The organism is Streptomyces sp. LUP30, assembly GCF_001746365.1.
GTDB lineage: Bacteria > Actinomycetota > Actinomycetes > Streptomycetales > Streptomycetaceae > Streptomyces.
Genome location: NZ_MJAJ01000053.1, coordinates 1 through 25,027, shown reverse-complemented (window position 1 = coordinate 25,027; position 25,027 = coordinate 1). Strand labels below are relative to the sequence as shown.

Below are 25,027 nucleotides of genomic sequence, written 5' to 3'. Positions count from 1 at the left end.
GAGGGGGGCGGGNCGCGACGGAGCTGCTGGCCGGCGCCCCGGGCGTCGCCCTCTCCGACATCCCCACCCCGCTGCAGGCGGCCGGCCAGGACCCGTCGTACGTGGGCCGCATCCGGCAGGACGAGACCGTCGAGCACGGCCTCGCCCTGTTCGTCTCCAACGACAACCTGCGCAAGGGCGCGGCGCTGAACGCGGTGCAGATCGCGGAGCTGGTGGCGGCCGAGCTGAAGGACTGACGCACGGCGTCTTCGAGGGGGGCGGGCGTCCGTACGGACGCCCGCCCCCCTCGTCGTCCCGCGTACCGCCGAACCTGCGGCGGGGCGGAAGCTGCGGCGGGGGGCGGGGGCGTCAGCGCCGGCGCACTTCGTAGAGGAAGCAGCCGTACTCGACGGCCCGTACGTGGACGAACGCGACCTCCGGGTCCGCGAACGCCTCGGTGAAGGCCGCGTCGAACCCGTCCGGGTCCTCGACGAGGCGGCCGCCCAGGATGCGACCGTCGAAGGAGTAGCGGCGGACCGTGCGGTGGCTGTCCGTGAACGGCAGGGCGTCCCCGGCCGGGCCCGGGCACGCGCGCGCGTGGATGNCTCCGACATCCCCACCCCGCTGCAGGCGGCCGGCCAGGACCCGTCGTACGTGGGCCGCATCCGGCAGGACGAGACCGTCGAGCACGGCCTCGCCCTGTTCGTCTCCAACGACAACCTGCGCAAGGGCGCGGCGCTGAACGCGGTGCAGATCGCGGAGCTGGTGGCGGCCGAGCTGAAGGACTGACGCACGGCGTCTTCGAGGGGGGCGGGGGCGTCAGCGCCGGCGCACTTCGTAGAGGAAGCAGCCGTACTCGACGGCCCGTACGTGGACGAACGCGACCTCCGGGTCCGCGAACGCCTCGGTGAAGGCCGCGTCGAACCCGTCCGGGTCCTCGACGAGGCGGCCGCCCAGGATGCGACCGTCGAAGGAGTAGCGGCGGACCGTGCGGTGGCTGTCCGTGAACGGCAGGGCGTCCCCGGCCGGGCCCGGGCACGCGCGCGCGTGGATGAAGACGGGGCCCTGCTCGTCGTAGGGCCCCGGGTCGGCGCCGGTCTCGGCCGCCCAGCGGCGCAGGGGCGCGTAGGACACGAGCGCGATCGACTCGCCCGGCTCGCTGCGGCGCAGGCAGCAGCGCAGCGGGGCGCCGCCCTCCTCGTCGGTCCCGGGGGCGGTCGGCCGGCCCGCGTCGTCGGTGGAGCGCAGCTCGTCGAGGACGTCCGGCGGGATCGGCCGTGCGATGCGGACGCCGGGGCGGGTTGGTGCCGGACTCGTCATGCGCCCAGCCTCTCGCCCGCCGTCCCACCGCACCGGCGGATTCCGGACGTCGCGCTCCGGCCCCGACCGCCACGGCGGGGCGCACAGGGGGACGCCCGGAACGTCGTCGCCGCGGACGGTCCCCTCGTGGAAGGATGACGCAACCGACACATATCGAGGAGATGACCGCGTGCCTGGCACAAACCTGACTCGCGAAGAGGCGCGGCAGCGGGCGAAGCTGCTCACCGTTGACTCGTACGAGATCGATCTCGACCTCTCCGGGGCGCAGGAGGGCGGTACCTACCGGTCCGTGACCACGGTGCGCTTCGACGTCGCCGAGACGGGCGCGGAGTCCTTCATCGACCTGGTGGCCCCGACCGTCCACGAGGTGACGCTCAACGGGGACGCGCTGGATCCGGCCGAGGTGTTCGAGGACTCCCGGATCGCGCTGCCCGGGCTGCTGGAGGGCCGCAACGTCCTGCGGGTCGTGGCGGACTGCGCCTACACCAACACCGGTGAAGGCCTGCACCGGTTCGTCGACCCGGTCGACGAACAGGCCTACCTGTACACGCAGTTCGAGGTCCCGGACGCCCGTCGCGTCTTCGCGTCCTTCGAGCAGCCGGACCTGAAGGCCACCTTCCAGTTCACCGTGAAGGCGCCGACCGGCTGGACCGTCGTCTCCAACTCCCCGACGCCCGAGCCCAAGGACGACGTCTGGGTCTTCGAGCCGACCCCGCGGATCTCCAGCTACATCACCGCACTCGTCGTCGGGCCGTACCACAGCGTCCACAGCGTGTACGAGAAGGACGGCCAGTCGGTGCCGCTCGGCATCTACTGCCGGCCGTCCCTCGCCGAGTTCCTCGACTCGGACGCGATCTTCGAGGTCACGCGGCAGGGCTTCGACTGGTTCCAGGAGAAGTTCGACTACGCGTACCCCTTCAAGAAGTACGACCAGCTGTTCGTACCCGAGTTCAACGCGGGCGCGATGGAGAACGCGGGCGCGGTCACCATCCGCGACCAGTACGTCTTCCGGTCCAAGGTGACCGACGCGGCGTACGAGGTGCGTGCGGAGACGATCCTGCACGAGCTGGCCCACATGTGGTTCGGCGACCTGGTCACCATGGAGTGGTGGAACGACCTCTGGCTGAACGAGTCGTTCGCCACCTACACCTCGATCGCCTGCCAGGCGTACGCGCCGGACTCGCGCTGGCCGCACTCGTGGACCACGTTCGCCAACTCCATGAAGACCTGGGCCTACCGGCAGGACCAGCTGCCCTCGACCCACCCGATCATGGCCGAGATCGGCGACCTGGACGACGTCCTCGTCAACTTCGACGGCATCACCTACGCCAAGGGCGCGTCCGTCCTGAAGCAGCTCGTGGCGTACGTCGGCATGAACGAGTTCTTCTCGGGCGTGCAGGCCTACTTCAAGCGCCACGCGTTCGGCAACACCCGTCTGTCGGACCTGCTCGGCGCGCTGGAGGAGACCTCCGGCCGCGACCTGGGCACCTGGTCGCAGAAGTGGCTGCAGACCGCCGGCATCAACGTGCTGCGCCCCGAGATCGAGACGGACGCCGAGGGCGTCATCACGTCCTTCGCCATCCGCCAGGAGGCCCCGGCGCTCCCGGCGGGCGCGAAGGGCGAGCCGACCCTGCGCCCGCACCGCATCGCGGTCGGTCTGTACGAACTGGACGGCGGCAGCGGCAAGCTGCTGCGCGACGAGCGCGTGGAGCTGGACATCGACGGCGAGCTGACCGCCGTCCCGCAGCTGGTGGGCAAGCGCCGTCCGGACGTCGTCCTGCTCAACGACGACGACCTGTCGTACGCCAAGGTCCGCCTGGACGAGCAGTCGCTCGCGTTCGTGACCGAGCACCTCGGCGACTTCGAGTCGTCGCTGCCGCGCGCCCTGTGCTGGGCGTCGGCCTGGGACATGACCCGCGACGGCGAACTGCCCACCCGCGACTACCTGTCCCTGGTGCTGTCCGGCATCGGCAAGGAGTCCGACATCGGTGTGGTCCAGTCGCTGCAGCGCCAGGTCAAACTCGCCATCGACCTGTACGCCGACCCGGCCGCCCGCGAGACCCTGCTGACCCGCTGGACGGACGCCACGCTCGCGCACCTGCGGTCCGCCGAGGCGGGCAGCGACCACCAGCTCGCGTGGGCGCGGGCGTTCGCGGCGACGGCCCGCACGCCGGACCAGATCGACCTGCTGGAGTCGCTGCTGGACGGCGGGCAGACCATCGAGGGCCTGGCCGTCGACACCGAGCTGCGCTGGGCGTTCGTGCAGCGTCTGGTGGCCGTGGGGCAGTTCGACGAGTCCGACATCGCCGCCGAGCACGAGCGGGACAAGACGGCCGCGGGCGAGCGGCACGCGGCGACCGCGCGCGCGGCGCGTCCGACGCCGGAGGCCAAGGCGGAGGCGTGGGCGGCGGTCGTGGAGTCCGACAAGCTGCCCAACGCCGTACAGGAGGCCGTCATCGGCGGCTTCGTGCAGACCGACCAGCGTGAGCTGCTCGCGCCGTACACGGACAAGTACTTCGAGGTCGTCAAGGACATCTGGGACTCCCGTTCGCACGAGATCGCCCAGCAGATCGCGGTCGGGCTCTACCCGGCGGTCCAGGTCTCCCGGGAGACCCTGGCCAAGACGGACGCCTGGCTGGCCTCGGCCGAGCCGAACGCGGCCCTGCGCCGCCTCGTCTCCGAGTCGCGCTCGGGTGTGGAGCGCGCGCTGAAGGCCCAGGCGGCCGACGCGCGGTAGTCCGCCCGTACGACTGCCTCGTACGGCTCCTTCGCATCCTTCGCACGGCGACCAGGGCGCCCGGTGTCCCACCGGGCGCCCTTCGCGTATGCCGATCCGTTCCCCCTCCCTCGGCGGGGGCCGTCATCCCACCCGTCCCGTCGGCCATCGCACCGCCGACGGGACAGGCATCGGTCACGAGGCCCGCACGGCGGCCGGACGGGGCTCGGCAGCAGGGTCGATCGTCGAGGCGGGAGCCGTCTGGAGCGGACCGTCCGCCCCGAGCCGACCCGCCGGCGGCCGCCGGTCCCGAACCGCCCCGCTCCGGCCCGCCCCGCTCCGGTCCGCGCCGAGTTGTCCGGCGAGCGTCGCGCCGAACGCCAGCGCCATCCCCGTCAGCTGCACCGGCGTCAGCGACTGGCCCAGCGCGGCCCAGCCGACGACGGCGGCCGTCAGCGGGGAGAGCGGGGCGAGGAAGGTGACCTGGGTCGCGCTGAGGCGGCCGATGCCGCGGAACCAGAGCCAGTACGAGACGGCCGTGTTGGCCAGCGCGAGATAGAGGTAGCCGCCGACGGCCCGGCCGTCCAGAGCGGGCGGGGGGCCTTCGAGGAGGAGGGCGAGCGGAGCGATCAGCAGGCCGCCCGCGGTGAGCTGCCAGCCGGCCAGGGCGAGCGGGCCCACGCCGTCGGGACGGCCCCACTTCTTGGTCAGGACCGTGCCGGCCGACATCGAGGCGGTGGACGCGAGCGCCGCGAGCACGCCCGGCCCGTCGAGCGCCCCGGCCGCCTTCAGCACGACGAGGCTGACGCCGAACGCGGCCACCACCCCGGTGACCAGGTTCCGAGCGGTGGGCCGCTGCCCGAGCAGCAGCGCGGAGAGGCCGACGACGAACAGCGGACCGACCGAGCCGACGACGGCCGCCATGCCACCGGGCAGCCGGTAGGCCGAGAGGAAGAGCAGCGGGAAGAAGGCGCCGATGTTCAGCGCGCCGAGTATCGCGGCCTTCCCCCACCAGACGCCTCGCGGGAGGACCCGGCCGAGGGCGAGCAGCAGCAGCCCGGCGGGCAGGGCCCGCATCAGACCGGTGAACAGAGGACGGTCCGCAGGCAGGAACTCGGTGGTGACGGCGTAGGTGGTGCCCCAGGAGACCGGGGCGAGGGCGGTGAGCAGAACGATCGCTGACCTCTTCATGTAAGTAGCTTAGCGCCAAGCTACTTACCGTCAAGCCACTTTCTTGCGCGTGATCGAAAGCCCTTGGATACTCGGCGTATGAGCAGTCAGCAACCCCCGCGCAAGGACCCGGTCGACGCGATCGTCGAGCAGTGGGCGACGGTCCGTCCCGACCTCGACACCGCCGCCATGGAGGTCTTCGGCCGGATCTCCCGGCTCACGCGCGCGATGGGCGACCGGATGGACAGGGCGTACTCGGCTCTCGGAGTCGCCCGCGGGGAGTTCGACGTGCTGGCCACACTGCGCCGCTCCGGCGAGCCCTACACCCTCTCGCCGCGCGGGCTGTCGGCGACGCTCATGCTCACCACCGGCGGCATGACCGGCCGCCTCGACAAGCTGGAGCGGGCCGGGCTGCTGCGCCGCTCCCCCGACCCGCACGACCGCCGTGGACTGCAGGTGACGCTGACGGAGAAGGGGCTGGAGCTGGTGGACCGCGCGGTGAGCGCGGGCCTGGCCGTCCAGACGCAGGCCCTGAACGCGGCCCTGAACGCCGAACAGGCCGACCGGCTGGCCGACCTGCTGCGAGAACTGCTGCTGGCCACGGAGACGCCGGGCGGCTGACCGGACCGGCGCGCCGAGCACACCCCGCTCCACGCGGGTGCGTCAGGGACCGCCGTCGCGAGGAGCGGCGTTCCGAGGTCCGGCCGTCGCGAGGAGCGGCGTTCGGGGGAGGCGACGGTGGCGTGGCCGTCGCCCGCACCGGGCGGCATCCGACGACGCCGCGCCCGAGGGCGCGGCGTGGGCGTGGGACGGGTCCAGGCCTAGGCCTGGGCCTTGCCCTTGACCGCGATGTTGGAGCTGGTGGAGTCGGCGCGGTCCTTCGACCGGTCGAGGACCCAGACCAGACCGGCGATCAGCGCGAACAGCGCGAGCGGAGCCAGGACATACAGACCCAGCGTCTCGATGACGCTCAGTCCGTCGCCGGGGTCGTCGCCGTCGTCGCGGGTCAGCGCGAGGGCGGGGGACGACATGAGCAGCATCATCAGCGTCGTACCGGCGGCCAGGGCGCCGGCGCGCAGGGCGTTCTTCTTGTCCACGGTGCAAAGTTAGCGAACGGCGTCGGGGAGCGCGCGTCCGGGGTGCCGTATGAGGCGCGGGCGCCCGGACCGGGCGCCCGGACCCTCCCGCCAGAACCTCCCGCCGTCAGGCGCCCCCGGGAGGGCGGTCCTCGGCGGGAGCGTCCTCGGCGGGACCCGCTCCGGAGGGACCGTCCGGGGAGGGGGCGTCCCCGAGGGCGCTGCCCGGGGAGGGGTCGTGCCGCTCCCGGAGGACGTCCATCAGGGCGTGCAGCCTCGGCGAGGCGGCCAACTGCTCCAGAGTGACCGGACGGCCCTCCGCGTCGGCGATCGGCAGCCGCCAGTTCGGGTACTGGTCCCAGGTGCCGGGCAGGTTCTGCGGGCGGCGGTCGCCGACGCCGTCCGGGAGCCAGACGCCGACCATGCGGGCGGGGGTGCTCCGCAGGAAGCGGTGCACCGCCTGCACCTCGGCCTCCTCCGAGGAACGGTCGCCGCCCCCGCCGGCGCCGGCCAGCAGCCCGAGCCGGCTGAGCAGGCCCAGCCACTCCGCCGTGTCGTTGGCGGCCTCCGCGCGCTCCTCCTCCAGGGGCCGGGTCAACAGGCCGAGCCGGTCACGCAGTTCGACGTGCTCGCCGGTGAGGCGGGCGGCGGTGGACGGCAGGTCGTGGGTGGTGGCGGTGGCCAGACAGTCGGCGCGCCAGCGGTCGGGCAGCAGGGGGAGCCCGTCGCCCTCCCAGTCCCGCTCGAACCACAGGACGGACGTACCGAGCACGCCACGCTCGCGCAGCGCCTCCCGCACACCCGGCTCGACGGTGCCCAGGTCCTCCCCGATCACCAGCGACCCGGCACGGGAGGCCTCCAGCACCAGCACGGCGAGCATGGCCTCGGCGTCGTAGCGGACGTACGCGCCCTCGGTCGGCGGCTCCCCCTGCGGGACCCACCAGAGCCGGAACAGGCCCATGACGTGGTCGATGCGCAGGGCGCCCGCGTAGCGGAACAGCGCCCGCAGCAGCCGTCGGTAGGGCGCGTAGCCGGAGGCGGCCAGCCGGTCCGGACGCCAGGGCGGCAGGCCCCAGTCCTGACCACGGGCGTTGAAGGCGTCCGGCGGGGCCCCCACCGACATCCCGGCCGCGAAGTGCTCCTGCTGCGCCCATGCGTCGGCGCCCTCGGGGTGCACGCCGACGGCCAGGTCGTGCACGATCCCGACAGGCATGCCCGCCTCCCGCGCGGCGCGCTGGGCGGCGGTGAGCTGGGAGTCGGTGAGCCAGGCGAGGCGGGAGTGGAAGTCCACGCGGTCCATCAGCTCGCTCCGGGCGCGGGCGGTCCCGGCCGAGCGGGGGTCCCGCAGTTCGGCAGGCCACTGCTGCCACCGGGAGCCGTGCACCTCGGCGAGCGCGCACCAGGTGGCGTGGTCCTCCAGGGCCTGGCCCTGCTCGGCGAGGAAGTCGCAGTAGGCGGCGCGCCTGCCGGGCCCGAGCGGCACACGGGCGACGAGCTCCAGCGCCTCCCGCTTGAGCTCCCACACGGCGTCCCGGTCGATCAGCTCGCCCTTCTCCAGGACGGCCTCGCGCAGGCGCCCCGCGCGCTCCGCGAGCGCGGCCCGCAGGGCGTCGTCCCGCACGTAGGCGTACTCGGGGACGTCCTCGACGCGCAGATGCACCGGGTCGGGGAAGCGGCGGGAGGAGGGCCGGTACGGGGAGGGGTCGGTGGGGGTCCCGGGCACGGCCGCGTGCAACGGATTGACCTGGACGAACCCGGCTCCCAGCACCCGTCCCGCCCACGCGGTCAGCTCGGCGAGGTCACCGAGGTCGCCCATGCCCCAGGAGCGGCGGGACAGCAGGGAGTACAGCTGGACGAGGAGTCCGTACGACCGGCCCGCCGGTGCGGTCAGGCGGGGCGGCGCGACGACCAGGTGGGCGCTGCCGGTGCGTCCGTCGGGTGTGACGGCCGTCAGCCGGTGCACCCCGAGGGGCAGCCCGGCGAGGGAGTCGACCGAGTCGCGGCTCTCGCCCTGCTCCGTCTCCACGCGCAGCCGAGTGCCCTCGGGGAGGGCCGCGAGCGCTTCCGCCCGGTCGTCGCTCCAGCAGACCACGGTCGGCGGCAGCAGCCGCTCGCGCAGTTCCCGTTCCCGGGCGGCGAGCGCGGCGCGCACGGCCGGCGGGGAGCCGGCGTCGACCCCGAGGGCGGCCAGGACGCGGACGACGGCGGCGGCCGAGGCCGTGACCGTGCGGTCCGGGGAGGGCTGGTAGGAGGTCGCGACGCCGTGCAGCGCGGCGAGCCGGGCGAGCTCCTCTCCGGGGGGTGCGCTCATCTACGGCCTCGTGGAGTCGGAGTCCGCGGCGAGCGGCGGTTCGCTGGTCAGGGGCTCGGCGTCGGGCAGCGGCGGTTCGCTGGTCAGCGGGGGTTGCGCGTGGTTCCCCTCGGCGCTGAAGGCGCACAGATGGGGATCGGCGAGGTCCACGGCGGTGGGGGCGGATGTCTCCGCCGGGCGTTTGGACCGGGTCGGCGCGATCACGGGGGCCTCCTCATCGGATACGACATCGGATACCGCAGCCCTACCCAGCCGACGCGAGGACAGACGTCTCCTTCGCATCCCAACCTGCCACAACCCTCCGCGGTCCGCTCAGGACGAGGGCCGAGAGGGCGCCGTCGGTGCGTGTGCGTGAACCGGTTGCCCCCGGCCGGTCGATAGAGGAGGTGTGAGACTGTTCCGCCCCGTGGGGGGCCATCGGGAGGGCGACACGGGCGGCCCGCGAGCGGCTGGCCTCGATGGGCGCCGACGAGCGCCGGACCTGGCTGACGGCGTACTTCGCGACGGTCGGCGACTGCCGCCGAAACGGGGTGCCCGCCCTGTGATCCCCCGCCGCCTCCCCCTGACCGGCGTGGGCCTCTACGCCCGCTCCCGCGCCCTTCCCCTCGCCCTCGCCCTGCTCGCCGGAGCCTGCGCGTTCGCCGGGTGGGCGGCGCACCGGGCGGACGACGCCCACCCGGATCCGGGTTGGTCAGCCCCCGTCGTCGCGCTGGCGCCCCTGCCGGCCGCCATGCTGATCGGCGCGAGCCTCCACACCCCGTCCGACGAGCTGGATCGCACGGCGGTACGCCCCTGGTGGCCCCGCAGACTGGTCCACCTGCTCGCCCTGTCCGCCCTCGCCTGCACACTGCTGCCGCTCGCCCTGCCCGGCGACGGCCTCGGTCCCGCAGCCGCAGCCGTGATCCGCGATCTGCTGGGCTGTGTCGGCGTCGCGGCGATCGCGGCCGTGGTGGTCGGCGCCCGGCTGAGCTGGCTGCCCGCGTTGTGCTGCGTCGGCGCGGTCCTCCTGGCATCGGGACGCATGCGTGGCCGCACGGTCACTGTGGGGGTGTGGCTGGCGCAGCCGGGCCAGGAGGCGGGGGCATGGCTGGCGGCGGGCGCCGTGTTCGTGCTGGGCACGGCACTGTATGCGGCGCGGGGCTCCCGACCGGAAGGCCCGCGTCTCTGAGGGACCGCATCACCCCGGCGGTGGGGCCGTGACAGCGGTGGAGCGTTCGGGACGGACGGCGGCACGCTCCGTCCTCAGGGATCCGCGCGAGGGCACCGCCCCCGGGGCGGTGCGGAACAGGGGAGAAGCCTGCGGAGTCCGGCGTGGGCACCGACTGCGACATCGGCGGTGTCGTCGCCGTGGCTCCGCGCGCCCCCTATCGCGCCCTTTCACCTGCCACCCGCCGGGCTGCTCCCGGCCAACTGCCGGCGACACTGCCCCGGACATGGTTCGACACGCGGTTACGGCATCCGGTCGGTATCCGGGCGGGACCCAGGGGCTGGGCGCCCCGCACGGCACCGCCCGGCGCGCCCGACGTCCCGAAGCGCCCCGTGGCCGGGGGCGGCTCGGTGCCACGGGGCATGAAGAAGCCCGGATCCATCGGCTACGCGGAGATGCCGTCGATCCGGGCCAGGGCGTCGTCCGCGCCGTACGGTTGCAGGTACGGCAGCCAGCGCGGGTCCCTGTGGCCCGTGCCGATGATGCGCCAGGCCAGGCCGGAGGGAGGAGCGGGTTTGTGACGCAGCCGCCAGCCGATCTCGACGAGATGGCGGTCGGCCTTGACGTGGTTGCAGCGACGGCAGGACGCGACGACGTTGTCCCACACGTGCTTGCCGCCGCGGCTGCGCGGGATGACGTGGTCGACGCTGGTGGCGACGCCACCGCAGTACATGCACCTGCCCCCGTCCCGCGCGAAGAGCGCTCGACGGGTCAGGGGAACGGGCCCACGGTAGGGAACGCGGACGAATCGCTTGAGCCGGACCACGCTGGGTGCGGGGACTGTGACGGTCGCGCTGTGCATGAAGGCGCCGGATTCCTCCAGGGAGACTGCCTTGTTCTCCAGGACGAGGATGAGCGCGCGGCGGAGCGGTACGACGCCGAGGGGCTCGTACGACGCGTTGAGGACCAGGACATGCGGCACGGATGCCTCCTTGGGCGTCGGCGGCGCGTGGCTCGCGCCGGGACGATCTGCAGTCAGTCTCCCCTCTTGCCTGGTAGACGCGCCACCATGTCCCGGTAACGGGCTGGGAGTGTTTTCGACCACACCCTGTTTCTCCCCGGGATCATGGCCTGTTCAAGCACAGGTGAGGACCGTCTCTCCTTCTCGGATCTCGCCGAACCACACACAATGCCCCGTTAGTGTGGTGGTTCTGCCTGTCCGGTGACCTTCCCGTGACCTCGCAGCGCGCGTCGACCTCGACCGCCGCACCGGATGGACGCAGAGCAGCACCTGGAGGTACCTGCCTTGTCCTTGTCCGCCGTCCTATCGGCCGCCGACGTGTCGCCCACGCCGACCCCCTCGGAGTCGCCGAGCGCGGTGACCGTGCCGTCCCTGCAGGACGCCCAGGAGAGCGCGACGAACGCGGCCAGCTGGGTCGAGCAGAACTGGTCGACGTGGTTGGCGATCGGTCTGCGCGTGCTGCTGATCCTGGTGATCGCGGTGGTGCTGAGAGTGGTGGTGCAGCGGTCGATCACCAAGCTGATCGACCGGATGAACCGCACCGTCTCCTCGGTCGACGGCACGGCGCTGGGCGGGCTGCTGGTCAACAACGAACGGCGGCGTCAGCGCTCGCAGGCGATCGGCTCGGTGCTGCGCTCGGTGGCGAGCTTCCTGATCCTCGGCACGGCCGCGCTGATGGTGCTGGGCACCTTCGAGATCAATCTGGCCCCGCTGCTGGCCTCCGCGGGCGTCGCGGGCGTGGCGATCGGTTTCGGCGCGCGCAACCTGGTCACGGACTTCCTCTCCGGCGTCTTCATGATCCTGGAGGACCAGTACGGCGTCGGCGACCAGATCGACGCGGGCGTGGCCACCGGTGAGGTCATAGAGGTGGGGCTGCGCGTGACGAAGCTGCGCGGAGCCAACGGGGAGATCTGGTACGTCCGCAACGGCGAGGTCAAGCGGATCGGCAACCTGTCGCAGGGCTGGGCGACGGCCGGCGTCGACGTGACCGTCAAGGCGTCCGAGGACCTCGACCGCGTGAAGTCGACGCTGGACGAGGTCGCCGAGAAGATGAGCAAGGAAGAGCCCTGGAACGAGCTCCTGTGGAGCCCGATCGAGGTGCTCGGCCTGGACAGCGTCCTGCTCGACTCGATGGTGGTCCGGATCTCCGCCAAGACGATGCCGGGCAAGTCCCTGGCGGTCGAGCGCGAGCTGCGCTGGCGCGTCAAGCGCGCCTTCGACGAGGCCGACATCCGCATCGTGGGCGGCGCGACCGCACCGGTGACGGCGGACCCGGCCGACGCTGCGGCCGCGGTCGCGGCGCCGTCCGTCTTCTCGAACGCGGACTCGCCGCAGGTGGAGGCGACGACGCCGATCGCACCACCGCGGGTGGCCGCCGCACCGTCGACCCCCGCGAAGTAACGGAACGGTCCGGCACACTCGTTCGAGTGAACGGCCGGGGCATTTCGGCGCCACACGGCGCCGGGGTGCCCCATCGTTCCGCGAGCCGACACGCTCCCCTGGTAACGACTCTGTTGCCTCGGGGGCGTTTTGCCGTTTCGCGCCTTGACGCCCCCTTCGCCCCGGGCTTACGTTCCCTTCCACCGATAGGAAACTTTCCTAACAGTGACCGGATGTGGACGTGCGTCCGGCGGCACTGAGAAGCTGTGCAGTTCAGAAAGGCAGGTGTCGATCCATGGCAGGAACCGCCGGTACGCCGGGCACCCCGCGCGTCCTGCGCGCCATGAACGACCGGGCGGCCCTCGACCTGCTGCTGGCGCACGGCCCTCTGTCCCGCACCCGCATCGGCAAGCTCACCGGCCTGTCCAAGCCCACCGCCTCTCAGCTCCTGGCCCGCCTGGAGGCGGCCGGGCTGGTGCTGGCGACCGGCACCACCGAGGGGCGACCCGGCCCCAATGCCCAGCTGTACGAGGTCAATCCGGCCGCCGCCTACGCCGCCGGACTCGACGTCACCCCCGAGCGCGTCCTCGCCGCCGTCGCCGACGTCACCGGCCGGACCGTGGGCACGTACGAAGTGCCCACGCCCGGCAGGAAGACCGCCGGGGCGGTCGTACGGCAGGTCACCGACGCCCTCGACGGCGCGGTGAAGGCGGCCGGCCTCACCCGGGCCGACGTGCGCCGGCTCGTCGTCGCCACCCCCGGCGCCTTCGACCCGACCACCGGCCGGCTGCGCTACGCCTCCCACCTCCCCGGCTGGCACTCCCCCACGCTGCTCGACGACCTCGCCGCAGCCCTTCCGATGCCGGTCGAGTACGAGAACGACGTCAATCTCGCCGCCGTCGCCGAACAGCGGCTCGGCGCGGCCCGCGGCCACGAGGACTTCGTCCTGCTGTGGAACGAGGGCGGTCTCGGCGCCGCGCTCGTCCTCGGCGGCCGGCTGCACCGCGGCTGGACCGGCGGCGCGGGAGAGGTGGGTTTCCTTCCGGTTCCGGGCGCACCCCTGGTCCGGCAGGTGACCAAGGCCAACAGCGGCGGCTACCAGGAACTGGCCGGCTCGCAGGCCCTGCCCCGGCTGGCCCGGGAGATCGGCATGAGCGCGGTCCCGTCCGGGCCGTACGCCGAGGCGGCCGCGACACTCGTGGCACGGGCGGCCGCCGAGGACACCGTCCTGAACCGGCTGCTGCTCCAGACGTACGCGACCCGGCTCGCGACCGGTCTCGCCTCGCTCGTCTCCGTGCTCGACCCCGAACTCGTCGTCCTCAGCGGCGCCTCCCTGACGGCCGGCGGCGAAGTGCTGCGCGCTCTCGTCCAGGCCGAACTGGAGGAGCTGGCCGCCTCGCGGCCCAAGCTGGTGATGGGCGACGTCACCGAACGGCCCGTGCTGCGCGGCGCGCTGGAGAGCGCGCTGGCGGCCGTCCGCGACGAGGTCTTCGACACCTCGCGCTAGTCCCCACCGCAGCAGCCCCTCCTCACCTCCACCGCGCTCCACTCCCTTCACCTCACCTCACCCTGCCCTGTCCCTGGAAGGCTCCGCCATGCCCACACGCATACCCGAAGTCGTCCGAAAGGCGGCTTTCGCCCTCACCGCCTCCACGGCCCTTCTGCTGAGCACCACCGCCTGCACCGGTCAGTCCGCCTCGGAGGCGAGCGACGACGCGTCCAAGGAGCAGACCATCACCTTCTGGCACGCCTGGAGCGCGCCGAACGAGGTGAAGGCCGTGCAGTCCCTGGTCGCGGGCTTCGAGAAGGCGCATCCCAACATCCATGTGAACGTCGTCGGCAACATGACCGACGACAAGATCAACCAGGCGCTGCGCGCGGGCGGCAGCAAGGCGCCCGACGTGATCTCGTCGTTCACCACCAACAACGTCGGCAAGTTCTGCTCCTCCGGCGCCCTGGTCGACCTCAACCCCTTGTTCAAGAAGGCGCACATCGACCCCGGCGCCACCTTCCCGAAGGCGATGAACGAGTACACCCAGTACGACCTCAACCGCTGCGCGGCACCCCTGCTGGGCGACGCCTACGGGCTCTACTACAACAAGACGGCGTTCGCGAAGGCGGGCATCCAGACCCCGCCGAAGACCTGGTCCGAGTTCGAGGCCGACGCCAAGAAGCTGACGATCGCCCAGGGCGACACGTACAAGCAGCTCGGGTTCATGCCGGACTACCACGGCTGGGAGACGACGACCGAGCACTACATGGGCCAGTTCTCGCCCACCTACTTCGACAAGTCCGGCAAGTCCACGATCGCCGCCGACCCGGCCGTCGCCGACGCCTTCAGCCTGCAGAAGAAGCTCGTCGACGACCTCGGCGGCTTCAGGAAGCTGGAGAAGTTCCGGGCCGGCCTCGGCGACGAGTGGGGCCCCAAGCACCCCTTCCAGACGGGCCAGGTGGCCATGCAGCTGGACGGCGAGTGGCGCCTGGGCATGGCGTTGGAGGCCAAGCCGGACTTCGAGATCGGCGTCGCCCCGCTGCCCGTCCCCGACGACCAGACCGCCCAGTACGGCAAGGGCTACATCACCGGCACCATCGCCGGCATCGCCGCCACCAGCAAGAAGCAGAACGCCGCCTGGGAACTGCTGAAGTACATGACCACCGACACGGGCGCGGTCGTCGCCTTCTCCAACGCCATCCACAACGTGCCGTCCACGCTGGCCGCGCTGAAGTCCCCGGACCTGAAGTACGACCCGCGCTTCAAGACGTTCCTGGACATCGCGGCCAACCCGAACTCGACCACCTCCCCGGCCTCGGTCAACGGCGGCGTGTACCTCACGACCATCCAGCAACTCGGCTACGACTACGAGAGCGGCAAGGTCACCGACCTGCAGACCGGCCTGCAGAAGGCCGCCTCGCAGATCGACACGGACATCGCGCAGGCGAAGTAGCGATGAGCGCCCTCACGTCGACGTCCCGGCGCCGTTCGCCCGGCCTCGCCGCGAAGCAGCGCAGGCAGGCCCTGCGGACGCTCGCCTTCCTCTCGCCCTGGTTGATCGGGTTCGCGGTCTTCTTCGCGTACCCGATGATCTCGACGGTCTACTTCTCGTTCATGCACTACGACGGCTTCAAGCCGCCGACCTGGAGCGGGACGAAGAACTGGACGTACGTCTTCGAGCACTACCCGTTCTTCTGGCCCGCCCTGCGCAACACCCTCTGGCTGGTCGTGATCATGGTGACGCTGCGGGTCCTGTTCGGGCTCGGGATCGGCATGCTGATCACGAAGATCAAGACGGGCACGGGGATCTTCCGGACCCTCTTCTACCTGCCCTACCTCGCGCCGCCGGTGGCCGCGACCATGGCGTTCGCGTTCCTGCTCAACCCCGGCACGGGCCCGGTCAACTCCATCCTGGAGAAGATCGGCATCCCCGCCCCGGGCTGGTTCAACGACCCGGACTGGTCCAAGCCGGCCCTCACGCTGATGTTCCTGTGGGGCGTCGGCGACCTGATGGTCATCTTCATGGCCGCCCTGCTCGACGTGCCGAAGGAACAGTACGAGGCGGCCGAACTCGACGGCGCGTCGGCGTGGCAGCGGTTCCGGTTCGTCACCCTGCCCAACATCTCGCCGATCATCATGTTCGCGGTCGTCACCGGCGTGATCGCGGCGATGCAGTGCTACACCCAGCCGCTCGTCGCCGGGAAGGTCGCCTCGGGCGTGATCCAGGGCGCGGGCACCATGTTCGAGCCCGGCTACCCCGAGCACTCCACGCTCACCCTCCCCCAGCTCGTCTACAACCTCGGCTTCCAGCGCTTCGACTACGGCTCCGCCTGTGTCGTCGCCCTGGTCCTGTTCGCCCTGTCGATGGCGTTCACCGCGCTGCTGATGCGACGCCGGGGCGGTCTCATCCAGGCAGGTGACTGACCCGAATGACCCAAGTACTGGAACGTCCGGCCGAGTTGACGGCTCCGTCCTCGCCCGCCGAGCGCACCGCCCGTCGCAGGGCGCTGCTGGAATGGATCGCCGTCCACTCCCTGGGCGTGGCGGCCGCCCTCTTCTTCACGCTCCCCTTCGTGTTCGTGTTCCTCACCTCCCTGATGAGCGACTCGCAGGCGCTCAGCCGGGACCTGATCCCGCACACCTGGGAGTGGGGCAACTACCGCAAGGTCTTCGACACCCCCGGCTTCCTCGTCTGGTGGCGCAACACGCTGATCTACGCGGGCCTGGGCACCGTCCTCACCGTCGTCTCCTCGGTGCCCGTGGCGTACGCGCTGGCCAAGTTCCGCTTCCGGGGCCGCAATCTGACGCTGATGCTGGTGATCTCGATGATGATGCTGCCGCCGCAGGTGGTCGTCATCCCGATGTACCTGTTCTGGGCCAAGCAGCTGGACCTGTCGGGCACCCTGTGGCCGATGATCATCCCGCTGGCGTTCGGCGACGCGTTCTCGATCTTCCTGCTGCGTCAGTTCCTGATGACGATCCCCAACGAGTACGTGGACGCGGCGAAGGTGGACGGCTGCGGTGATCTGCGCACCCTGCTGAAGGTCGTCCTGCCGATGGCCAAGCCCGGCATCGCCGCCATCGCCCTCTTCCAGTTCTTCGCCGCCTGGAACGACTACTTCGGCCCGCAGATCTACGCCTCGGAGAACCCGGACGCGTGGACGCTCTCCTACGCCCTGGAGTCCTTCAAGGGCGCGCACCACACCGACTGGAACCTCACCATGGCGGCCACCGTGCTGGTCATGGCCCCCGTGATCCTCGTGTTCTTCTTCGCCCAGAAGGCGTTCGTCGAAGGTGTCACCCTCACCGGAGTAAAGGGTTAACAAGCCATGAAACTCACCGTGGTCGGCGGCGGCTCGACCTACACACCCGAACTCGTCGACGGATTCGCGCGCCTGCGGGACACCCTTCCCGTGGAGGAACTGGTCCTCGTCGACCCGGCGGCGGACCGCCTGGAGCTCGTCGGAGGTCTCGCCCGGCGCATCTTCGCCCGGCAGGACCACCCGGGCCGGATCGTCACGACGTCCGACCTGGACGCGGCCGTCGACGGCGCCGACGCCGTGCTGCTGCAGCTGCGGGTCGGCGGACAGGCCGCACGCCTGCAGGACGAGACCTGGCCCCTGGACTGCGGCTGCGTCGGACAGGAGACGACCGGCGCGGGCGGCCTGGCGAAGGCGCTGCGCACCGTGCCGGTGGTCCTGGACATCGCCGAACGCGTCCGCCGGGCCAACCCGCGCGCCTGGATCATCGACTTCACCAACCCGGTCGGCATCGTCACCCGCGCGCTGCTCCAGGCGGGTCACCGGGCGGTCGGTCTGTGCAACGTCGCGATCGGCCTGCAACGCAAGTTCGCTGCCCTGCTCGACGTGGCGCCGGCCGAGCTGCACCTCGACCACGTGGGCCTCAACCACCTCACCTGGGAGACCGGGGTGCGGCTGCACGGACCCGAGGGCGAGGACGTCCTGCCTCGGCTGCTCGCCGGCCACGCCGACGCGATCGCCGCCGACCTGCGGCTGCCCCGTGCCCTGCTGAACCGTCTGGGCGTGGTCCCGTCGTACTACCTGCGCTACTACTACGCGCACGACGAGGTCGTGCGGGAACTGCGTACCAAGCCGTCGCGGGCGGCGGAAGTGGCGGCGATGGAGAAGGAGCTGCTGGCGCTGTACGCCGACCCGGCGCTCGACGAGAAGCCCGCGCTGCTGGCCAAGCGCGGCGGGGCCTTCTACTCGGAGGCCGCGGTGGACCTGGCGGCGGCACTGCTGACCGGGTCGGGCAGCCCCTACCAGGTGGTGAACACCCGCAACGCCGGCACCCTGCCCTTCCTCCCGGACGACGCGGTGATCGAGGTCCAGGCGGCGGTGGGCCCCAAGGGGGCCTCCCCGCTGCCGGTCACGTCCCTCGACCCGCTCTGCACGGGCCTGATGGCGCACGTGACCGCGTACGAGGACCTGGCACTGGACGCGGCCCTGCGCGGCGGCCGCGACCGGGTGTTCAAGGCGCTCCTCTCCCACCCCCTGATCGGCCAGTACGAGTACGCCGAAGAGCTGACCGACCGACTGGTCGCACACAACCGGGAGCATCTCGCGTGGGTCTGACGGCAAGCGTGCTCGCCATCGACGCGGGCAACAGCAAGACGGACGTCGCGGTAGTGGCGGCCGACGGGGAGGTGCTCGCCACGGCCCGCGGCGGCGGCTTCCGGCCGCCCGCGGTGGGCGTGGCGGCCGCCGTGGACGCGCTGGCGGACACCGTCACGCGCGCGTACGAGGCGGCCGGGGTCACGGCCGCGACCCATGTCTCGGCCTGTCTGGCCAACGCGGACCTGCCGGTGGAGGAGGAGCAGTTGGCGGCGGCCCTGCACGCACGCGCGTGGGGCGGGTCCGTGGACGTCCGCAACGACACCTTCGCGATCCTGCGGGCGGGCGTGGCCGACCCCCGGGGCGTGGCCGTGGTCTGCGGCGCCGGCATCAACTGCGTCGGCATGCGCCCCGACGGCCGTACCGCCCGCTTCCCGGCCCTCGGCCGCCTCTCCGGCGACTGGGGCGGCGGCTGGGGGCTGGCCGAGGAGGCTCTGTGGCACGCGGCACGGGCGGCGGACGGCAGAGGCGGGCCGACGGCCCTCACCCGCACCCTCCCGGCCCACTTCGGTCTGCCGACCATGTACGCGCTGATCGAGGCCCTGCACCTGGAGCGCGTCCCGCCGCCCCGCCGCCATGAACTGACCCCCGTCCTCTTCGCCACGGCGACGCAGGGCGACGCGGTGGCGCGGGCGGTCGTCGACCGTCTCGCGGAGGAGGTGGTGACGATGGCGACGGTGGCCCTGACCCGCCTGGAACTGCTGGCGGAGGAGACGCCGGTCCTGCTGGGCGGAGGAGTCCTGACGGCGGGCCACGGACAGCTGGACGACCGGGTGCGCGAACTGCTGGCGGCCAGGGCCCCCAAGGCGGTGGCCCGGGTGGTGCGCGCGCGGCCGGTGCTGGGGGCGGCGCTGCTGGGCCTGGACCACGTGGGCGCGGCGGCGGACGCGCAGCGCACGACCCGGGACTTCTTCGAGGCCTGAGCGCAGAACGCCCAGGAACCCAGGAACCCGGGAACCCGGGAACCCGGGAACCCAGGAACCCGAAGACCGAGCAGCTCGGGTGCCAGGCACCCGGGGCGCGGAGCCGCTTCGGCGCGGCGGCTCCGCCACCGGCGTGCGGCCGGCCCCGTCCGCCCGCCGCTCACACCGCGAGCCCCGGGAAGGAACCGAACACCCTCTGCGGACGTATTCATGAACAGGGGTGACTGCGATCTGATCAAGATCCAGTGAAGGCCGGTGCGCACGACACCTCCCGCCAGCGATACTTGCCGGCGGGAGATGACCATGGGGGAGGTCAAGCAGTGGCAGACCTGGCAAGCCCGCCGACCAACACGACACCACCGCCGACACGCCGTACGGCGTTCGCCGAGGGTGTCGACACGGTCCGCGCCGCGGCGACGACCGAACCGGGGCGGCTCCGCATCATCGGCGCCCTGCTCGCGCTGCTCGTCGTCGCCTTCGGTGCGGTGACGGCCTGGCAGACGACCGACCGCGAGGCCGCCGCCGACGACGTGCTGCACAAGAGCCAGCCGCTCAGCTCGGCCGCGGCGGACATCTACCGTTCGCTGGCCGACGCCAACACGGCCGCCTCCAACGGCTTCCTGGCGGGGGGCCAGGAGACGTCGGCGTCCCGGCAGCGCTACGAGGACGACATCGACAAGGCGGCCGCCGAACTCGTCACCGCGGCGAGCAACGCCGATCCCGGTTCTCCCTCGACCGAGTTCATCACCCGGCTGAACAAGCTGCTGCCCGAGTACAAGGGCCTGGTGGAGCGCGCGCGGACGTACAACCGGCAGGGTTTCCCGGTCGGCGGCGCCTATCTGCGCTACGCCAACGAGAAGATGCAGGACGAGATGCTCCCGGCCGCGGAGGACCTCTACCAGCTGGAGAACCGGCGCCTGCAGGACGACTACGGCGACGCGACCCCGTACCCGTGGGCGGCGATCGCGCTGGGCGTCGTCGCGCTGGCCGCACTCGCCTGGGCGCAGCACCGCAACTACCGCCGCACGAACCGCGTCCTGAACCATGGTCTGGTCGCCGCGTCGGCGGCCACCGCGGTCGTCCTGCTGTGGCTGGTCATCGGCCACACGGTGGCCCGCTCGGACCTGAACTCCTCCTACGACGGCGGCGTGCGCTCGCTGAACGTTCTGCACGACGCCCGGATCGCCTCCCTCAAGGCACGCGGCAACGAGAACCTGACGCTGGTGTCGCGCGGCGCCGAGACGGTGAAGGTCACGGCCGACGGCGACGAGATCACGCTCGACAAGTACGACCACGAGTTCACCACCGACATGGGCGCCCTCGACAAGGGCCTCGCCCTCGCGGCGAAGCTCGCCGACGACCGGTCGGGCGAGAAGCCGGTGGCGACGGCCGAGAGCAACATGGCGGAGTGGAAGAAGCGCCACACCGCGGCCCGCGCCCAGGACGACAACGGCAACTACGAGCAGGCGCTCGCCCTGGTGATCGGCGGCAAGGACGCGACCGGCGCGTGCTTCGACGGCGTCGACAAGAACCTGGCGATCGCGTTGGCGCACGAACAGGCCGAGTTCAGGCAGGCCGCCGGCGACGGGCTGGACGCGATGACCGGTCTGTCGATCGGGGCCGCCGTGCTCGCCGTGCTGGGCGCCGCGGGCGCGGTCCTCGGCATCGGCCGCAGACTGTCGGAGTACCGGTGATGGGGGGCGTGACGATGCGTGCGCGACGTGTACGGGCCCGGCTGCGGGGCTGGGGCGGAGTAGGGGCGATGGCGGCCGTCTGCGCCCTCGCGCTGGCGTTCGTGCTGATGCTGCCGTGGGCCCGCTCCGACGGCGCGGCGAGCCCCGGCCGGGTCGGCGGCAAGGTCGCCCGGGCGAGCCAGGCGGCGGACGCCGACTGCAGGGATCCCGAGAAGCAGACGCTGGCGCCGTCGAGCGCGGACGGCCCGACGATCGCCGCGATCAAGGCCCGGCAGGGCGAGAAGCGCAAGCTGATCGTCGGCGTCGACCAGAACAGCTACCGCTGGGGCTACCGCGACCCCAACAACACCGGGGCGGCGCTGGAGGGCTTCGACATCGACCTGGTCCACCGCATCGCCCAGGACATCCTCGGCGACCCGAACGCGGTGCAGTTCAAGGCCATCCCGACCAACCAGCGCATCCCGGCCATCCAGGAGGGCCGGGTCGACATGGTGGTGCGCACGATGACGATCTCCTGCACCCGGCTGAACGACGTGGCGTTCTCCGCGCCCTACTTCAGGACCGGTCAGCAGGTCCTCGCCCCCAAGTCCTCGAAGATCACCGGCTACGACGGCACCCTGGCGAAGTCCAAGGTCTGCACGGCGGCCGGTTCGACGGCCAACACCAAGCTGGCCGAAGACCAGAAGGCCGGCAGGCTCGGGGCAGGCGTCGACATCGCCACCACCGTCCCCAACCAGCTCGACTGCCTGGTGCGCCTGCAACTCGGCGAGGCCGACGCGGTGGTCACCGACGGCGCGCTCGCGGCCAGCCAGGCCGCCCAGGACCCGACCGTCGAACTCAAGGGCTCCCCCTTCACGACCGAGTACTACGGCGTGGCGATGAAGAAGGACGCCGACGATCTGGTACGCCGGGTCAACCAGATCCTGGTGCAGTACCGCGCGAGCGGCTGGCAGGCGTCGTACGACAGATGGCTGTCGGCGACACTGGGCGCCGACGCGGCGACGTCCAGGCCGCCCGCGCCGCAGTACCTGCGCACGAGCTGACAGGCCGCCGGGGGGGGCAGGACGGCGGAGCAGGCGGACGACCGCCGGCGGACAACCACCGAGCGGGCAACTACCGAGCGGGCAACCGACACAGCAGCGAGAGGTGATCGATGGGCGTCACGGGACCCCCCGGGCCGGTGATGGACCGGGACGAGGTCGACCGTGCGCTGGCGCGGCTCGGCGCGGAGCACGAGGCGATCGAGACCTCGCTCCTCGCCCTGCAGGACCACGCGGGCCGCAGGCTCCTCGAAGGCGCCGAACTCACCGGCGTCACCGAGGAGCGCTGGGCGTCCGCGGAGGCGTCGATCACGTTGCTGTGGGCGTACTTCGACGCCTACACGGCCACGCTGCGCGGGGCCCGCGAGATCCGCTCACGCCGTCGCTGGTCCAGCCGCGAGGACCTCCTGGAGCTGACGGAGCTGCTGCGCGGCGAGTCCGTCACGGTCGCCGGATCGGTCGTCGGCTCCGCCGTCGGCACTGCCGAGGCCCCGACGCTGCAGGGCATGGGCAAGCTCAGCCAGAGCTTCTCCCTCACCACCCTCGTCGACCGTATGAACGAGCTGTACGCGTCCTCGCTCGACATGGTCGTCACCGCCGACGCGGTGTGGTCGGCGCTGCCCGCGCGGATAGATCTACTGGCCGCCGAACTCCAGCGCACGCGCCGGCTGGCGCACTCCGTCGGCGTCCGCCCCGGCGAGCACCCGGCGGGCGACGACCTGGAGCGCATCACCCGCACGCTGACGTCCCTGCGCGAGCAGGTGGTGTCGGACCCGCTGGCCTTCTGGGTGCGCGCGCAGGGCAGTTCCGCGCCGGGCGGCGGCCGTCCGGACACCACGGTGTACGACCGTGAGGCGCGCGCCCTGGACGACGTGCGCCGGGAGATCGACGCCGTGCTGACGGTCCGCCAGGACGCGGAACAGCGGCTGATGCGGCTGCGGGACGTCCTCAGCCGCGCCGACCGCACCCTCGCCGAGGCGCGCGCCGCGCGCGGCGAGGTGCTGGCGAAGATCGCCGCCACGGAGGTGCCGGTGGTCAGCGGCCCGCCGACCGTGCTGCAGGAGCAGCTCGCGACGGCCGCCGAGTACCGCCGGCACGCCCAGTGGCACCGCCTGTCCCCGCTCCTGGAGTCCCTCGAGCAGAAGGCGGACGACGAACTGCTGCGCGCCCGCGAGTCGTTGACCGCGGTCACTCAGCCGCTGGCGGTCCGCGCGGAGCTGCGCGGCCGTCTGGACGCGTACAAGGCGAAGATCGCCCGGCACGGGCTCGCCGAGGACCCGTTCCTCATCGAGCGCTACGACGCGGCGCGCCGCATGCTGTGGAGCGCGCCCTGTGATCTGCGCGTCGCCGAACAGGCCGTCCTGCGCTACCAGCAGGCGGCCGCCGACATGCTCACGGCGCCGCGCGTGCCCGAGCAGGGCGGCCTTGAGGACCGTAGGGGGGAGCAGTAGCCATGAGTCAGGCAGGGCAGTCATGTCAACGGCCGGGCTGCGAGGGGTCGTACGAGGATGTGGGCGACGGCGAGCTGTACTGCGACAACTGCGGTCTGGCCCCGGTCGTCTCGTCCGGGGGCGGCCACTCCGGGGGAGATCCGGTCGGCTCGCTGCCGACCGGCGTGACCCGGGGAGGCAAGGACAGCGCAAGCAGCGCCAGTTCACGCTCCAGCGGGCGCAGCGCCCGCAGCACCCGTACGTCGTCGCAGTCGTCGAAGTCGCGCCGCTCGGTGTCCGGGCGGCTGTCGCGCTCGCTGTCGGGCAAGTCGACGGGGCGTTCGGTGTCGGTGCGCAGCTCCGGCTCGACGGCCGGCTCCTCCGGCCGGACCCGGCTCGGCGTCGGCCTGGTCTCGGTGCCGCAGGTGCCGAAGCCCGACCCGCGCGCGATGGTGCAGGAGAATCCGGAGGTGCCGGAGCGCAAGCGGTTCTGCTCGCGCTCCGACTGCGGTGCCCCGGTGGGCCGTTCGCGCGGGGAGCGGGAGGGGCGCACGGAGGGTTTCTGCACCAAGTGCGGCCACCCGTACTCCTTCGTGCCGAAGCTGAAGGCCGGGGACATCGTGCACGGCCAGTACGAGGTCGTGGGCGCCCTGGCGCACGGCGGGCTCGGCTGGGTCTACCTGGCCATCGACCGTCCGGTGCACGACCGGTGGGTGGTGCTGAAGGGCCTCCTGGACACGGGTGACCAGGACGCGATGGCCGCGGCCATCTCCGAGCGGCGCTTCCTCTCCGAGATCGAGCACGCCAACATCGTGCGGATCTACAACTTCGTCGAGCACCTCGACCAGCGCACCGGCTCCCTCGACGGCTACATCGTCATGGAGTACGTCGGCGGCAAGTCCCTCAAGGAGATCGCCAACGACCGCCGCACACCGCAGGGGAAGCGGGACCCGCTCCCCGTCGAACAGGCCTGCGCGTACGGCATCGAGGCGCTCGAGGCGCTCGGCCACCTGCACAGCCGCAACCTGCTGTACTGCGACTTCAAGGTCGACAACGCGATCCAGACCGAGGACGAGCTCAAGCTGATCGACATGGGCGCGGTCAGACGGATGGACGACGACGCGTCGGCCATCTACGGCACGATCGGCTACCAGGGGCCGGAGGTCGCGGAGGTCGGGCCGTCGGTCGCCTCCGACCTGTACACGGTGGGCCGTACGCTCGCCGTCCTCACCTTCGACTTCCAGGGCTACACGACCGTCTTCGTCGACTCCCTGCCCGACCCCGACAACATCGAGGTCTTCCGCCAGTACGAGTCGTTCTACCGGCTCCTCGTCCGCGCCACCGACCCCGACCCGGCGCGCAGGTTCGCCTCCGCCCAGGAGATGGCCGAGCAGCTGACCGGCGTGCTGCGCGAGGTCGTCTCGCTGCAGAGCGGCCGGGCGCGGCCCGCTCTGTCGACGCTGTTCGGGCCGGAGCTCAAGGTCACCGACACGGAGCTGTTCCCCAAGCTGGACGGAGAGGTCTCGCGGCTGGGCGCTCGGGTGGAGGCCAACTCCCGTCGCCTGTTCGGGGGTCACGGATCCGTCCGGTCCGCCCGGCCCGTTCCCGCTCTCGCCGGCGGGACGGGCGCGGCGACGCCGTCCGGCGCCCCGGGCGCCGCGCTCGGCCTGCCCGGCGCGAGCGGGAACGGGCCG

Annotated in this window: 22 protein-coding genes and 1 pseudogene; 16 read left to right on the top strand and 7 right to left on the bottom strand. The window is 72.2% G+C overall.

Annotated features, from left to right (window positions below):
• Positions 1 to 13 precede the first annotated feature (13 nt).
• On the top strand, positions 14 to 236 hold a 223-nt coding region (locus tag BG482_RS41725), incomplete at its 5' end, for an Asd/ArgC dimerization domain-containing protein (protein WP_256096550.1).
• A gap of 112 nt (positions 237 to 348) precedes the next feature.
• Here BG482_RS41725 and BG482_RS32405 read toward each other — a convergent pair.
• Positions 349 to 583: pseudogene (locus tag BG482_RS32405) on the bottom strand (DUF1203 domain-containing protein); the annotation flags it as partial.
• A 1-nt stretch (position 584) separates the two neighbouring features.
• On the opposite strand from BG482_RS32405, the gene BG482_RS42980 reads away from it, so the two are divergent.
• Positions 585 to 768 (top strand): Asd/ArgC dimerization domain-containing protein (locus tag BG482_RS42980; protein WP_256096549.1); only part of this gene is annotated, 184 nt, incomplete at its 5' end.
• 30 nt (positions 769 to 798) lie between these two features.
• Here the strand turns inward: BG482_RS42980 and BG482_RS32400 are convergent.
• Complete coding sequence (locus tag BG482_RS32400; protein ID WP_069772763.1) at positions 799 to 1,299, bottom strand: DUF1203 domain-containing protein; 501 nt, start codon at positions 1,297 to 1,299, stop codon at positions 799 to 801.
• A gap of 169 nt (positions 1,300 to 1,468) precedes the next feature.
• Here BG482_RS32400 and pepN point away from each other — a divergent pair, with 169 nt between their 5' ends.
• Positions 1,469 to 4,036 carry an aminopeptidase N gene (pepN, locus tag BG482_RS32395; protein WP_069772762.1) on the top strand — a complete coding sequence of 856 codons (2,568 nt, stop codon included), beginning with the start codon at positions 1,469 to 1,471 and terminating at the stop codon, positions 4,034 to 4,036.
• Positions 4,037 to 4,210: 174 nt separating this feature from the next.
• On the opposite strand, the gene BG482_RS32390 is transcribed toward pepN, so the two are convergent.
• Entirely contained in the window at positions 4,211 to 5,206 is a 996-nt protein-coding gene (locus tag BG482_RS32390; protein ID WP_256096548.1) for an EamA family transporter, read from the bottom strand.
• Positions 5,207 to 5,284: 78 nt separating this feature from the next.
• On the opposite strand from BG482_RS32390, the gene BG482_RS32385 reads away from it, so the two are divergent.
• Complete coding sequence (locus BG482_RS32385; RefSeq protein ID WP_069772761.1) at positions 5,285 to 5,806, top strand: MarR family winged helix-turn-helix transcriptional regulator; 522 nt, start codon at positions 5,285 to 5,287, stop codon at positions 5,804 to 5,806.
• A 200-nt stretch (positions 5,807 to 6,006) separates the two neighbouring features.
• On the opposite strand, the gene BG482_RS32380 is transcribed toward BG482_RS32385, so the two are convergent.
• From BG482_RS32380 to BG482_RS32370, 3 genes are all read right to left on the bottom strand, one after another.
• On the bottom strand, positions 6,007 to 6,282 hold the full coding sequence (locus BG482_RS32380) for a hypothetical protein (RefSeq protein WP_069772760.1): 276 nt from the start codon (positions 6,280 to 6,282) through the stop codon (positions 6,007 to 6,009).
• A 106-nt stretch (positions 6,283 to 6,388) separates the two neighbouring features.
• Entirely contained in the window at positions 6,389 to 8,572 is a 2,184-nt protein-coding gene (gene malQ, locus BG482_RS32375) for a 4-alpha-glucanotransferase (protein ID WP_079142412.1), read from the bottom strand.
• The gene (locus BG482_RS32370; protein WP_069772759.1) at positions 8,573 to 8,776 is read right to left on the bottom strand and encodes a hypothetical protein; all 204 of its coding nucleotides are present in this window, start codon (positions 8,774 to 8,776) and stop codon (positions 8,573 to 8,575) included. It abuts the gene before it with no gap.
• 337 nt (positions 8,777 to 9,113) lie between these two features.
• On the opposite strand from BG482_RS32370, the gene BG482_RS32365 reads away from it, so the two are divergent.
• A complete protein-coding gene (locus BG482_RS32365) occupies positions 9,114 to 9,740 on the top strand; it encodes a hypothetical protein (protein WP_256096547.1) in 627 nt (208 codons plus the stop codon).
• 424 nt (positions 9,741 to 10,164) lie between these two features.
• Here BG482_RS32365 and BG482_RS32360 read toward each other — a convergent pair whose 3' ends face one another.
• Positions 10,165 to 10,701 carry an HNH endonuclease gene (locus BG482_RS32360; protein WP_069772758.1) on the bottom strand — a complete coding sequence of 179 codons (537 nt, stop codon included), beginning with the start codon at positions 10,699 to 10,701 and terminating at the stop codon, positions 10,165 to 10,167.
• A 324-nt stretch (positions 10,702 to 11,025) separates the two neighbouring features.
• On the opposite strand from BG482_RS32360, the gene BG482_RS32355 reads away from it, so the two are divergent.
• The 11 genes from BG482_RS32355 to BG482_RS32305 all read left to right on the top strand — a co-directional run.
• The gene (locus BG482_RS32355; protein ID WP_176741528.1) at positions 11,026 to 12,141 is read left to right on the top strand and encodes a mechanosensitive ion channel family protein; all 1,116 of its coding nucleotides are present in this window, start codon (positions 11,026 to 11,028) and stop codon (positions 12,139 to 12,141) included.
• A 274-nt stretch (positions 12,142 to 12,415) separates the two neighbouring features.
• Entirely contained in the window at positions 12,416 to 13,627 is a 1,212-nt protein-coding gene (locus BG482_RS32350; protein WP_069772756.1) for an ROK family transcriptional regulator, read from the top strand.
• Between the two features lie 88 nt (positions 13,628 to 13,715).
• A complete protein-coding gene (locus BG482_RS32345; protein WP_079142410.1) occupies positions 13,716 to 15,065 on the top strand; it encodes an ABC transporter substrate-binding protein in 1,350 nt (449 codons plus the stop codon).
• 2 nt (positions 15,066 to 15,067) lie between these two features.
• Positions 15,068 to 16,036 (top strand): carbohydrate ABC transporter permease, encoded by a 969-nt coding sequence (locus tag BG482_RS32340; RefSeq protein WP_069772755.1) that lies wholly within the window; start codon positions 15,068 to 15,070, stop codon positions 16,034 to 16,036.
• Positions 16,037 to 16,041: 5 nt separating this feature from the next.
• Positions 16,042 to 16,935, top strand: a complete 894-nt coding sequence (locus tag BG482_RS32335) for a carbohydrate ABC transporter permease (protein WP_069772754.1) — start codon at positions 16,042 to 16,044, stop codon at positions 16,933 to 16,935.
• A 6-nt stretch (positions 16,936 to 16,941) separates the two neighbouring features.
• A complete protein-coding gene (locus BG482_RS32330; protein WP_069772753.1) occupies positions 16,942 to 18,207 on the top strand; it encodes a 6-phospho-beta-glucosidase in 1,266 nt (421 codons plus the stop codon).
• Positions 18,198 to 19,169, top strand: coding sequence for an N-acetylglucosamine kinase (locus tag BG482_RS32325; RefSeq protein ID WP_069772752.1), 972 nt, complete (start codon positions 18,198 to 18,200; stop codon positions 19,167 to 19,169). The genes BG482_RS32330 and BG482_RS32325 overlap by 10 nt, the downstream gene beginning before the upstream one ends.
• Positions 19,170 to 19,489: 320 nt before the next feature.
• On the top strand, positions 19,490 to 20,863 hold the full coding sequence (locus tag BG482_RS32320; protein ID WP_107450831.1) for a hypothetical protein: 1,374 nt from the start codon (positions 19,490 to 19,492) through the stop codon (positions 20,861 to 20,863).
• 14 nt (positions 20,864 to 20,877) lie between these two features.
• Complete coding sequence (locus tag BG482_RS32315; RefSeq protein WP_069772806.1) at positions 20,878 to 21,906, top strand: glutamate ABC transporter substrate-binding protein; 1,029 nt, start codon at positions 20,878 to 20,880, stop codon at positions 21,904 to 21,906.
• Between the two features lie 110 nt (positions 21,907 to 22,016).
• Positions 22,017 to 23,354 carry a hypothetical protein gene (locus tag BG482_RS32310; RefSeq protein ID WP_069772751.1) on the top strand — a complete coding sequence of 446 codons (1,338 nt, stop codon included), beginning with the start codon at positions 22,017 to 22,019 and terminating at the stop codon, positions 23,352 to 23,354.
• Between the two features lie 2 nt (positions 23,355 to 23,356).
• Positions 23,357 to 25,027: serine/threonine protein kinase (locus tag BG482_RS32305; protein ID WP_176741527.1), on the top strand; the 1,671-nt coding region annotated here is incomplete at its 3' end.